The sequence below is a fragment of the Alteromonas aquimaris genome, assembly GCF_026183695.1.
Classification (GTDB): Bacteria; Pseudomonadota; Gammaproteobacteria; order Enterobacterales; family Alteromonadaceae; genus Alteromonas; species Alteromonas aquimaris.
This window is the reverse complement of the sequence record NZ_JAPFRD010000005.1, coordinates 484,688-497,316: the sequence shown is the minus strand read 5'-3', so window position 1 is coordinate 497,316 and position 12,629 is coordinate 484,688. Positions and strand designations below refer to the sequence as shown.

Annotated in this window: 8 protein-coding genes and 6 tRNA genes; 3 read left to right on the top strand and 11 right to left on the bottom strand. The window is 45.9% G+C overall.

What is annotated here, in order from left to right; all coding sequences use genetic code 11:
- Positions 1-53: 53 nt before the first annotated feature.
- Together OPS25_RS05265 and OPS25_RS05260 are read right to left on the bottom strand one after the other, a co-directional pair.
- Positions 54-2,576 (bottom strand): ABC transporter permease, encoded by a 2,523-nt coding sequence (locus OPS25_RS05265; RefSeq protein ID WP_265616587.1) that lies wholly within the window; start codon positions 2,574-2,576, stop codon positions 54-56.
- On the bottom strand, positions 2,577-3,275 hold the full coding sequence (locus OPS25_RS05260; RefSeq protein WP_265616671.1) for an ABC transporter ATP-binding protein: 699 nt from the start codon (positions 3,273-3,275) through the stop codon (positions 2,577-2,579).
- Positions 3,276-3,296: 21 nt separating this feature from the next.
- On the opposite strand from OPS25_RS05260, the gene OPS25_RS05255 reads away from it, so the two are divergent.
- The gene (locus tag OPS25_RS05255; protein WP_407080218.1) at positions 3,297-3,971 is read left to right on the top strand and encodes an arylesterase; all 675 of its coding nucleotides are present in this window, start codon (positions 3,297-3,299) and stop codon (positions 3,969-3,971) included.
- A gap of 40 nt (positions 3,972-4,011) precedes the next feature.
- Here the strand turns inward: OPS25_RS05255 and OPS25_RS05250 are convergent, their stop codons facing one another.
- The 9 genes from OPS25_RS05250 to gltX form a co-directional block, all read right to left on the bottom strand.
- On the bottom strand, positions 4,012-5,286 hold the full coding sequence (locus tag OPS25_RS05250; protein ID WP_265616585.1) for an amidohydrolase family protein: 1,275 nt from the start codon (positions 5,284-5,286) through the stop codon (positions 4,012-4,014).
- Positions 5,283-6,704 carry an amidohydrolase gene (locus OPS25_RS05245; protein WP_265616584.1) on the bottom strand — a complete coding sequence of 474 codons (1,422 nt, stop codon included), beginning with the start codon at positions 6,702-6,704 and terminating at the stop codon, positions 5,283-5,285. Before OPS25_RS05245 ends, OPS25_RS05250 begins: the two co-directional genes overlap by 4 nt.
- Before the next feature lie 155 nt (positions 6,705-6,859).
- Complete coding sequence (gene dusC, locus OPS25_RS05240) at positions 6,860-7,810, bottom strand: tRNA dihydrouridine(16) synthase DusC (RefSeq protein ID WP_265616583.1); 951 nt, start codon at positions 7,808-7,810, stop codon at positions 6,860-6,862.
- 382 nt (positions 7,811-8,192) lie between these two features.
- Positions 8,193-9,101 carry a M14 family metallopeptidase gene (locus tag OPS25_RS05235; RefSeq protein ID WP_265616582.1) on the bottom strand — a complete coding sequence of 303 codons (909 nt, stop codon included), beginning with the start codon at positions 9,099-9,101 and terminating at the stop codon, positions 8,193-8,195.
- Positions 9,102-9,450: 349 nt separating this feature from the next.
- Positions 9,451-9,526, bottom strand: a tRNA-Glu gene (locus tag OPS25_RS05230).
- A gap of 198 nt (positions 9,527-9,724) precedes the next feature.
- Positions 9,725-9,800, bottom strand: a tRNA-Glu gene (locus OPS25_RS05225).
- A 273-nt stretch (positions 9,801-10,073) separates the two neighbouring features.
- A tRNA-Glu gene (locus OPS25_RS05220) sits at positions 10,074-10,149 on the bottom strand.
- Positions 10,150-10,384: 235 nt separating this feature from the next.
- Positions 10,385-10,460 (bottom strand) — tRNA-Ala (locus tag OPS25_RS05215).
- Positions 10,461-10,543: 83 nt separating this feature from the next.
- Positions 10,544-11,953, bottom strand: coding sequence for a glutamate--tRNA ligase (gene gltX, locus OPS25_RS05210; protein ID WP_265616581.1), 1,410 nt, complete (start codon positions 11,951-11,953; stop codon positions 10,544-10,546).
- A 222-nt stretch (positions 11,954-12,175) separates the two neighbouring features.
- On the opposite strand from gltX, the gene OPS25_RS05205 reads away from it, so the two are divergent.
- Together OPS25_RS05205 and OPS25_RS05200 are read left to right on the top strand one after the other, a co-directional pair.
- A tRNA-Val gene (locus OPS25_RS05205) sits at positions 12,176-12,251 on the top strand.
- A 93-nt stretch (positions 12,252-12,344) separates the two neighbouring features.
- Positions 12,345-12,420 (top strand) — tRNA-Val (locus OPS25_RS05200).
- Positions 12,421-12,629 lie beyond the last annotated feature (209 nt).

Here is a 12,629-nt window from a genome sequence, read left to right as displayed (position 1 = left end):
TGGCTGATCGCCACCTTTTTACTTTTTACTTTTTACTTTTTCTCTGAGTTGGTTTACACCATCCGCCTTAAAAGCGTGGTGGTATTGAGGGTCAGCAATCGCCAGCACCCCAGTGCTCCAAGTAACCCAACGACTAACGCCCCCACAATGGGAGCCAGCAACCAGTATTCCACGTGAATACGCGCATCCATTTGGAAAACCTGTGTTTGCAATAGGTAGAGGCTGAGTTCATTTGCTAAAGCCGCCATCAACCCTGCGACCATCCCAATTATAATAAATTCGAAAATCACACTAAGACGTATGAGTTTACCCTTTGCACCTAGAGTCCTCAGTATAGCTAACTCCTGCTGTCGTTCATCCATACTGGCTTGTACCTGAGCAATAAGCACCAGAGAACCCGCCGCCAGCACTAACACTAAAATAAACTCTACGGCCATCGAGACCTGATCCACGATGTCTCGCAACTGATTGATACTTGCATCTACGTCAAACAGCGTGACTGAAGGAAAAGGCTGCATTAGCGCTGTGATATCTGCTTTTCGCTCTGCTTCCAAATAAAAACTGGTAATATACGTTGGTTCAAATGCCGCCATTGCATCAGGATGAATAATGAAAAAGAAGTTGGGCTGCATGGTTTGCCAATTTACTTTACGCACACTGGTCACCTGAGTTTTTACAATCTCACTACCAATGTTAAATGTAAGTTTGTCCCCCATTTTTATATCCAGCCGTTTGGCAATTTCAGACTCTACAGAGACAGGGAAGGTTCCCTCTTGAGTTTGCCCCCCTTCATTGGCATGCCAAACACCTTCAATTACTTCATTTTCACGCTGCAGTTGATTACTCCATGTAAGATTCGCTTCGCGGCCTAAACCCTCTCTCCCTTCTGAGGGTTCTTCATCCTCTTTACTGACTCGGGTATTAACCTGCTCATCATTCACTGCCACAAATCGCCCACGAACTACCGGATAAAACGACTCAACCCTAACCTCTTTATCAGCAAAATGCTGTTCCAGCTTGTTTTTTTGCTGCGCAGTAATGTTCGACATAAAGTAATTGGGTGTGCCTTCAGGAAGTTGGGCCCGCCACTGCGCTACCATATCATTGCGCATAACCAGTACTACCAACAAAAGCATGATTGTGATTGAAAAACTGATTAACTGAACACTGTTGTCCATCGCCCTACGCCGGATACGCGCCCAAGCTAACTGCCAGGGACCTATTCTTCCAGCCCCCAGTTTGCGGCCTAACCATATTAAACCGAACGTAACGACTAATAAGCTTAATACCAATACGACGCCTGAGATAAATAATATGGCGCTGATTTTAAGATCCTGGCTGTATATCCACATCAACAGAAATACGGCGCCACCAGCGGCACCAAACTGCAATGAGCGTGAGCTTAAGCCCGAGTCCATATCACGTCGCAGTACGCGTAAAGGAGGCACAGAGAAAAGGCGCAATAAAGGATAAAGCGAAAACAAAATTGCACAGACTGCGCCGGTAAAAATGGCAATTAGTAAAGGCCGCCAGTGCCATACAGACAGGGCAACTTCTATCTTATCTGCCAACAGCATGACCACCAGATGCTGGATAGCAAACCCAAATGCGATGCCGAGCACTATCCCTACCACCGCAATAAAGCAGATCTGCATGGTATACACCCGCCTTATCATTTTTTGTGTCGCCCCCAGGGTTTTCATTATAGCCACTGGATCAAAATGACGCTGGCTATACCGTTGTGCGGCTACCGCTATAGAAACGGCTGCAAGAACAATGGCTAACAAACTTGCCAACAAAAAATATCGCTCCGCCGTAGCAACAGAGCGACCGACGGCTGATTCATCATCTTTTATCGTGCTCCAAGCATGCAAATCATCATTAAGTTGGGGTTGTAGCCAGTTGTAGAATCGCTCTATGTCGCCTTCTTCACCGGCAAAATAACCACGGTAGCCAACGCGGCTACCGGGCCCTGTTATTTGCATCGCAGACACGTCTGCCATATTTACCAGTAACAACGGGTCGGTAGCAAACACATTAAATCCCGCATCTGGGATCTCGCTCAGTACTTCACTTACGATAAAGCGTGCATCACCAATTTCAACTTCATCTCCCAATTCCACACGCAGCAACTGGAATAAACGGGATTCTAGCCATACATGGCCGGGTTGAGGGACAGTATTAATCTCTTGTTCGATGCCAAATGGTTTATTGCTAACGGAAATGTGGCCTTTCAAAGGGTAGTTGTCACTGACGGCACGTAAGTCTACTAATGCCATTTTTTCGCCGCCAAATACCATGGAGCGCGCTCGCAGCTGGCGTGAGACTTGCAATTTTTCCGACTGCGCCTTCTCGAACCAAGTTTCCGGGATGGGGTCACTTGAGCGAATTTGCGCATCGGCGGCGAGAAACTCTGCTGATTTGTCAGTTAACGCACTTTGCAATCGTTCACTGAAAAGTGACAGTGATAAAACGGCACTCACAGATAATACAATGGCGAGCAGAATAATAGTAAGCTCACCACGACGCGCCTCGTGTTTGAATAGTCGCCAGGCTAAATTTAACACCATTTTCATTTAACTCGCCTCACGCGAATAGTTGGCTGCATCAGACTTTTTTTCGGTTAACGTCCCAGCTTGCATAACCAACTGACGATCGCATTTTGCAGCAAGCGTTTCATCATGGGTAACCAAAATGAGTGTAGTGCCCTGTTCTTTATTCAAATTAAACAAGAGATCTTCAATCTTGTGGCTATTTACTGCATCAAGGTTACCTGTAGGCTCATCGGCAAAAAGAATCCTGGGTTGCCCGATAAAGGCACGGGCAATGGCCACTCTTTGCTGCTCCCCTCCTGATAACTGATTAGGATAATGGTGTGCTCTATGAGCTAGGCCTACTTGTTCCAATATATTCCTGGCTTTACCTGATGGATCCTTTAGATCCGCAATTTCCGCAGGTAACATAATATTTTCTAGTGCAGTCAGACTTTGCACCAACATAAAACTTTGAAAGATAAAGCCTACTTTAGCCCCGCGCAATTGCGCGCGTCCTTCCTCATCTAAATCATGTAGTGAGACATTATCGAGCCAGATCTCACCGGAACTGACTTCATCCAGCCCCGCAAGCAAACTCAATAACGTGGATTTTCCGGAACCCGACGCCCCCACAATGGCAACCGACTCACCAGGCTTGACCTGAAAGGAAATGGGATGAAGAATCTGCAATTGTCCTTCACTCGTACTAACGGTTTTAGTAATCTCACTGGTTCTAATTATTGAGGAGTTGTTATTGTCGTGTTGGTCTTTCAAAGTCGTCGCCATTTTCAAATTACATTCCTGTTCTTTTTGTTACCGCTACTGGTCTTTTCAGATCATTTACATGCTAATACACAAAATGAAAGCCCATCAAAACCCAAACTGCTTATTCTGGGTGATAGCTTAAGTGCAGCTTATGGATTAAAGCAACATGAAGGTTGGGTTAGTTTGTTACAAAATATCTGGAATAACGAGTCAGTTCAGATTGAAGTGATAAATGCTGCGATCAGTGGCGAGACCACTGATGGGGGGCTGGCTCGTTTACCGCGTCTACTGGATCAACATAAACCGAGTCATCTGTTGATTGAATTAGGGGGTAATGATGGCTTACAAGGGCACCCTATAACCAAAATGCGCGCTAACTTAGCAAAGATGGCTGAGATTGCTAAACAGGCTAATATCCGTGTGATGTTGCAAGATATGGAAATACCAACAAACTACGGCCGAAAGTATACTTCAATGTTTGCTGATAGTTTCGAAGCAGTTGCCGACGAAAAGCAAATTATCCTCATACCGTTTTTTCTTCAAAATGTGGTCAGTGATGAGAATATGATGTTGCGCGATGGTATTCATCCTAATAAAGCCGCCCAACCTGTCATCGCCAAATTCATGAAAGAGCAGCTCACCCCGCTAATTCTGGAATTAGAAAACAATTAGAAAAGGCCCGTGACGGGCCTTTATTTACTAGGATTGACGTTTACGGACGAAGGTATTGCGTTGGCTGCGAATGCGACGCTTTTTGCGAAGAAAGGTATCGGTCGCGCAATTTGGTCTGCCTGGACTCCATTTTTATGGGTTCCCCATTCACGAATACTTGTTCCGCCGCTTGCGTGACTTCCAGTGGGTCACCACTCCAGATAACAATGTCTGCACGTTTGCCTTGAGAAATGGACCCAATAGTATCTTGCATTCCCAATATTTTAGCCGGCGCTGAAGTTAAACTGGCAAGTCCTGCTTCATGTGACAAACCATTTGCCACCGCATTACCCGCGTGTTGAGCGGCAAGCCGAATATTGTGAGTATCCATACCAATAGCAACCATGACCCCTGCTTTTTCAAGTCTGGCAGCGTTAGCAAGTGTGGCCCCAAGTTGGTCAAAGCCTCCAGGCAGATTAAATTCAGGGTCGATGATTACCGGAATATTATTCGCTGCAAGCTGCTTGGCAACGCGCCAGGCTTCTACGCCATGGACTAACACAACCTTGATATCAGGGTGGCGCTTTTTGAACGCGATAACCTGGCGGATATCAGCAGCTCTATCAGCTTGCATAAAAAGGGGCATTTTGCCACTCAATACTTTCTTTAACGCTGCCACGTCGGCACGGGAGTTCATTCCATGCCAATCATCCTGAGCGTTCAATTTACCTTCCACGGAGGCAGCTTCTTCCAGTGCAGTTTCCAGTGCCACCCATAAAGCCGCACGAGAGCCGCCTTCACCTTCGGCCCCATCGCTACCTACATCAACCTTCATGAAAGCATGGGCTTTTAGCAAGGGGTCATCACCTAGCGACATTACTGCGCCCTGTCCGTAAAAAAGTGTGTCAACGCTGGATATAGCTGTTGCTGCAGATGTAATGCCTTCTACACGCGAGATCTTCACCAATGACGAATCTGGGTTGAGGGCATAACTTACATCAAGCGCCGCTCCGGTCTTGGTTACCCCTGCTTTTTTAACGGAACTGTCAACGACACCGGCTGACATGGATACTTCCACTAAGCCCAGCGTCGTCAGCGCGCCTACAAAACCTGGGGTAATCACCTTTCCTGACGCATCGATCTTGCGATAGTTATCAGGTACACGCAGATCCCGGTCTATTTGTGCAATTTTGCCGTCTTTGATAAGGATGGTCGCTTTTTCCATTGTACCCAACTGGGTCATGGTATGAACTTTCCCACCTATTATGGCGATATTTTCTGCCCACACAGAAGTTGAAATTACCGCGCTGGCTAATAAACTGAGCATTAACTTCATTTTTCATCTCCTTCGCCAACCTGACCTAATTCGAAATCACTTACTGGCCAGTGTTCAGGTTTTGCTCTGTCATAGGCTAAACCACCATCTACATAAACTTTTTCTGCCTGTGTGTAAGTAGAGAATGGATCCCCGCTCCACAGCACAATATCAGCATTTTTGCCCACTTCCAGTGAACCAGTCTGGTCATAAATACCTAACGCTTTTGCTGGATTGGCAGACAACCATTGCCAGGCATCTGCCTGTGAAATATCTATTCCAGCACGTCTACCATCAGACCATGCTTTAGCCGCTTCCTGATTTAAACGCTGGATCCCAAGGTCACTATCCGAATGAACGATGGCACATGCGCCTGCCTGATGAACTAATGGAATGTTTTCCCGAATACCATCGTAAGCTTCCATTTTGAAGCCCCACCAATCTGCCCACATTGCCGAGCACACGTTGTTTTCTTTCAACTTGTCAGCAATTTTGTATGCTTCTACTGCATGGTGGAAGGTTCCAATCTTGTAATCAAACTCTTTCATCACATCCATCATAACGGTCATCTCATCTGCCCGATAACAATGCATGTGAACTAAAATGTCCCCTTTCAGTACTCCCGCAAGCGTTTCCAGTTTTAAGTCACGCTTGGGTGGCTTAGGGTTCTTTCCTTTTTCAAACTCCCGCTCGTAACGCTCCCATTGAATAATATAATTCTGAGCATCTGACCAAGCTTGACGATAGCCTGCTACGTTACCCATGCGGGTCATTGGACCACCTTTCTCACCATACACACGTTTAGGATTTTCTCCACATGCCATTTTCAAGCCATGTGGCGCATCCGGGAATTTCATATCCTGCATGGTACGGTTAGGTACGTTTTTTAAAACAACAGAGCGGCCGCCAAACAAGTTGGCAGAACCAGGCAATATTTGCATTGAAGTTACACCGCCCGCCAGGGCTCGACCAAAACCTGGATCCTGAGGCCATACGGCATGTTCTGCCCATACGCCAGCGGTTACCGGATTGACCATTTCATTCCCATCGGAATGAGAGCGAGTGGAGGGATTTGGATACACCCCCAAATGACTATGGGTATCGATAATTCCTGGGGTCACCCATTTTCCTTTTCCGTCAATGACCACAGCATCAGCGGGTTTGTCAATATCCGTACCTAATGCGGCAACTTTGCCATCAGCGAAATAGATAGCACCATTTTCTATCTTTTCCCCCGTTCCCGTTAGGATAGTGACATTAGTAATTACTGTTGGTTGCCCATCGATAGGCGTGTAGGTACTTGGATAAGGGTTAGGTTGAATTGTGACTTTCGTATCACTCGGTTGCTGTTCTTTCTTTGAGGTAGTGCTGCATCCCACTACCGCCAGAGAAAACACACACGCCACCGCAACGCCAAAACGTGAAGGAATTCGCTGCATAGTTTTTCCATTTAGTTGAGTTAACACTCGCCTTCTCTAATTTTTTGAAAGGCTTTCATGTTCTGCTGTATCGTTTGACGCAACAGAATCAGACAACAACTTAATAACGTAGCTGATATGGCAATTTCTAACAAGTTAATGATTGCTAAATGCGGTTAAGCCACATCTGCATGCGAGGACTGACTGGCTAACACTGAGACAATACTCTCTGCATCATTTAATCGTTTGATTTGGTTAAACAACGTATCTGCCTGCGAATACTGCCTGCGAAGATAACCACACCATTGTTTAATTCGGTTTGGATAATAACGTCCCTTATCACCATAAATTTCGTATCCGGAATAAGAAATAAGTAAATCAGCAACTCCTTCCCAAGGCATGGGCTCTTCACCCTGCTTGATAGTTTTCGCTAAATTTGGCATGGCAAGCGCCCCTCTGCCCAACATCAGGTCTTCACAAGCAGACTGCTGAATACACTTGTCGGCCTCGGCAGCATTCCAGATTTCACCGTTCGCTATAACTGGAATAGCAATGCGCTGTTTTATTTTAGCGATATAATCCCAATAAGCAGGAGGGCGGTAGCCTTCTTTTTTAGTTCGCGCGTGCACGACAAGGTGGGTCGCACCAGCTTGCGCTATTGCCATCGCATTATCCACTGCTAATGCCTTGTCTTCATAACCTAGCCTGATTTTAGCGGTGACGGGTAAATTTTCAGGCACCGCTTCTCTAACACTTTTTACAATGTCATAAAGAGTCTGCGTTTCTTTGAGCAGCACTGCGCCCCCTTTACTTTTGTTGACCGTTTTTGCCGGGCAGCCAAAGTTGAGGTCGACGCCCGGGGAACCCAGTTCAACTGCAGTAAGCGCATTTTCCGCTAACCAGGCAGGATGCTGTCCTAATAGCTGCACTCTGACAGGCACCCCAGCCGGGGTTTTGCCACCATGCTCTAACTCGGGGCATAGGCGCAAAAAGGTACGTTTGGGTAATTTCTGGTCCACTACGCGAACAAACTCGGTTACACACAAGTCAAATCCCCCTACTCGGGTGAGCATGTCTCGCATAAGATGATCGACCACGCCTTCCATGGGTGCAAGCATAATTTTCATTGGAGGACTCGTTTGTAATAGTGATGAAAAACCGCGCGGAGTTTAGCAAAAAATTGGTAGCTAGACTATCAGCAAGTAGAAGGTTCGAGGGCAAGCGCGAGGGTAGAATGTATGGAGCTAGTGCGTTGTGGTAAAAAATGAATTAGCTCAATTACTAGCATATTTTTAGACGAAGCTGTAATAAACGAGTATCTCACTGATAAGTTAAATACTGAAAGGTGAGCTTCCATCACCGGGATACCTACGCTTAATTATTCAGAGCTTTATCACTGAGTAGACGCGTCTCATTATGAGCAAAAACAAGACGTAGTCTGCTTCAGATTAACTCATCCAAACAAATTTGATAGAGAGGCCAAATAAATGGCCTCGCAACACCAAGAAGTTATTGTTGTTGTAAATAGTGTAAGGCACCCATGATTGCGGCTACCTGGGCACGATTGCACTCTTCATCTGTCGCGCTCGGGCTGTCTGGATAAACTTCTGTTGTCGTTACAAAGTCAGCTTCGGTCATTCCACCACAAAGAAACAGTTTCTTTTTGTCATAACATATCACGCCATCAGAAACCGTGTCAGCGCCAATGATCTTGCCCTCTGCATCGGGAGGTGCGATGTGCGTCACTCGTTGGACGCTATTGATAATCGCTTTTTGAAAGTCAAGTTGCGGGTTATTGGAATCAGCTACCGTATAAAAACCATCAGGAATTTCCCACTCATCATGAGTAACGCCATCACGAGCGGCTAAAGCGGGTCTGAATTCCGAGTTGTCTGTATCTGTGGTTTCATGAAGATCGATATGTAATTTTATCGGTATATCAAGGGATGCAACAAATTTCATCACTTGAGCAGATTCAGGAGCTGGCGACTCAGGCTTGAATGACCTGTTGGGATCAACTGCGAGGGGATTCCACCGATTAATGGTTTCATAGCCCCAAGGGCTGATGCAAGGTATCACAATGAAGTTGAAATCGTCTGCAAAATTGGATAGATGCTCGTTTACAAAGAGAAGCGCACCTTGTACACCACTGGTTTCGTAACCATGTACTCCCCCCGTGATAAGAACTGTCGGTTTGTGCTTATCTATTGATTCGCTGATCACCGCATAAAGTGGGTAACGCGTCTCATCATATGGTAACGCACCATACTGATGAATAGTAAATCCAGTTTTGTTTTGTGGCAGCTTTGCTAACACTTCGTGCTGATAGCTACGCTTGATCTGCTGCAAATTACGCCACTGTTTTTTTTCTTCAACTGACCAAGGCTCCCCAGGACGACCAATCGGATACTGTACCATTGTTGCTCCTACTTGCTTCGAATCTATTAAAATTGAACCGCCCGCATGCTAACAAGAAAAAGGGTCGGAGTCATTTAACCTACAAAGATGCCTCAACGCCCGTTTACTAAAAACCACAGCCCGTAGGCTGACTTTTTATAGATGGCGTCTCCAAGAGGTTATTACTTACCTCCATGTTCGCAGCCCTATGGGCCATGCTAAATCATGTGCTGCCACGTTCCCGATGTGGCAGCCGAATGCCTTTTATCGCTAAGTTAAGTAGAGGTAGGAGTTTTCACTCTGAATAAGGGCTTTTCCTCCCGGAGCGAACGCATAAAAAAACCAGCCCGTAGGCTGGTTTTTTTATAGATGGCGTCCCCTAGGGGATTCGAACCCCTGTTACCGCCGTGAAAGGGCGGTGTCCTAGGCCTCTAGACGAAGGGGACAAAATTTTTGTTCATCAACGCTTCGCGTTGATAAAATTTTGTAGGGCGAGGTGAGCTTAGCGAATCGAGCGACCTTCTCTACAATAAATCTTGTCGTGGCCTAAACCATTGCAAAGCCAAGCTTTGCTTTTTTATCGCACGAGGTAACAACATTACTCGCTGCGCATTTTCACAGTTACGGACTGTGACACCGTAATATGGCGTCCCCTAGGGGATTCGAACCCCTGTTACCGCCGTGAAAGGGCGGTGTCCTAGGCCTCTAGACGAAGGGGACAAAAAATCTTCTTTGCAAAGCACAGCTTTGCAGATTTTTTGTAAGGCGAAGTGAGCCAGCGAACTGAGCGTCATTATTCGACTTACTTTGATTCTCTGTCAATGACAACATCTTCGTAGGGCGAGGTGAGCTCAGCGAATCGAGCGACCTTCTCTACAACAAATCTTGTCGTGGCCTAAACCATTGCAAAGCCAAGCTTTGCATTTTTATCGCACGAAGTAACAACATTACTCGCTGCGCATTTTCACAGTTACGGACTGTGACACCGTAATATGGCGTCCCCTAGGGGATTCGAACCCCTGTTACCGCCGTGAAAGGGCGGTGTCCTAGGCCTCTAGACGAAGGGGACAAAAAATCTTCTTTGCAAAGCACTGCTTTGCAGATTTTTTGTAAGGCGAAGTGAGCCAGCGAACTGAGCGTCATTATTCGACTTACCTGATTCTTTGTCAGCGACATTTTTTCTGTACGGTGGACCGAGCCACCCTCTTACTTACAGACTTTTTGTCTGACCTCAACCCACTACGTGGATTATTAGTGAAATAACTACTAAAACAACTTTATTTCACTTTTCACTTAAAAATTCTTGGTGGAGCCAGGCGGGATCGAACCGCCGACCTCTTGCATGCCATGCAAGCGCTCTCCCAGCTGAGCTATGGCCCCGCATCATTACAACGTGACACAAGTCAGTTGTGTGACAGCGGGGCGCATTCTAGGCATCGGTAGCCTAGCTGTCAACGGTTTTTTTAGGAATTTTCCCTGTTTGCTATAAAAGTAAGCGCTTTGTTTATTCTCTCAGCAACTTTGTCTTTTGAAAGCAAGTTAAGCGTCACATCTAAAGAAGGTGAATTTCCTCCACCCGTTGCAGCTACGCGCAGTGGCATACCAACTTTACCCATACCAACCTCTAATTCTTCTGCCGTAGCATGAATTGCCTGTTGAATAGACTCGGGCGTCCAGCTATCAAGCGCTAGCAATTTATCCCTTACATTCTCCAAGGCGGCTTTTGCCACAGGTCGCAAATGTTTCTTCGCGGCATTAGCTTCAAAATTTTCAAAATCAGTATAGAAATAGGTACTAATTTGCGCTAACTCTTTGAGCGTTTTCACCCGATCAGCCTGAATTGCGATCACTTTTTCCAATTCTGGGCCTGCCGCCAGGTCAATCCCCTCTTCATCGAAATGCCACTTCGCATGAGATGCAACTTCGCTAGCAGGCAACGTCTTGATGTAATGCTGATTCAACCAAATCAGTTTTTCTGTATTGAACGCAGAGGCGGACTGACCGATGGCGTCTAAACTAAAATGCTCAATCATCTCATTGAGCGAAAAAATTTCCTGATCACCGTGCGACCAACCTAGCCTGACCAGATAATTTAACAGAGCCTGGGGAAGAAAGCCGTCATCACGATATTGCATAACGCCCACCGCACCGTGACGTTTAGATAGTTTCTTGCCGTCATCACCCAAAATCATTGAAACATGTGCGTATTCAGGAATAGGTGCACCCAGTGCTTGTAATATATTTATCTGACGAGGGGTATTATTTATATGATCTTCACCCCGTACCACATGGGTAATTCCCATATCCCAATCATCTACCACCACACAAAAATTATAAGTCGGGGTACCGTCAGAACGCTGTATGATCAAATCGTCGAGTTCACGATTATCAATTTCTATCTTGCCTCGAATATGATCATTAATAACAACTTTGCCTTCAAGTGGGTTTTTAAATCGTATTACATACGGCTCATTTTCAGGATGGTCTGTACGATCACGCCAAGTGCCTGGATAACGGGGTTTTTCCCCACGTAATTTTTGCTGCTCACGAATCTCGTCCAGTTCGCTGGCGGACATAAAACATTTATAGGCTTTACCTTCTTGCAGCAGTTGCTCGATGATTTCTTTATAGCGATCAAATCGGCGTGTTTGATAAATGGGTCCGTGATCCCACGTCAACCCTAACCATTGCATCCCATCCAAGATAGCTTGTTTAGCGTCTTCGGTAGATCGTTCAATATCAGTATCCTCAATACGCAGCACAAATTCACCGCCCGTATTTTTAGCATAAAGCCAGGAATATAATGCTGTACGAGCTCCGCCTACGTGAAGATAGCCTGTTGGGCTGGGTGCAAATCGTGTTACCACCGTCATGAATTGTCTCTAATACGTTAATAATATTCATGCATTTTATCAGTCCAAGGGGATTGGCAAAACCATCTAGGCTATTTTCTTTGTTGAATTGTTCACAAAAAGCACAAGTGTGTACTTTTCATGCAAACAGACGATTAATTATCAATTAGCGGTTGACAGTTTTTATCGCCTCACTATAATACCGCTCCACTTGCCAAGCACGGCAAGAAGATTACACAAGACGGACGCTTAGCTCAGTTGGGAGAGCACCGCCCTTACAAGGCGGGGGTCACTGGTTCAAGCCCAGTAGCGTCCACCAATTTTTGATGTGGGTAATTTGGTAGTCGACGGTTCATTCGGTTGGTGGGCCACCACAAACTTTAATTATCATTCTTGTGTGATGAAAATCTGAGGACGCTTAGCTCAGTTGGGAGAGCACCGCCCTTACAAGGCGGGGGTCACTGGTTCAAGCCCAGTAGCGTCCACCACTCCTTCTCAAGTCAGTTATATCTCAAAGCCTTAATCCTAGTATTCAATAATCACGCTGATCTCAATTAATAAAATTCCAAATCAACCTTTGATATGTGTGTAAAACTCATGCTTAACTGGCAGGGGTCACTGGTTCAACAACGTCGTTGCGAGCCACAGCAGACGTCCACCACTCCTTCTCAAATAAGTTTTATCTCAAATTCTTAAT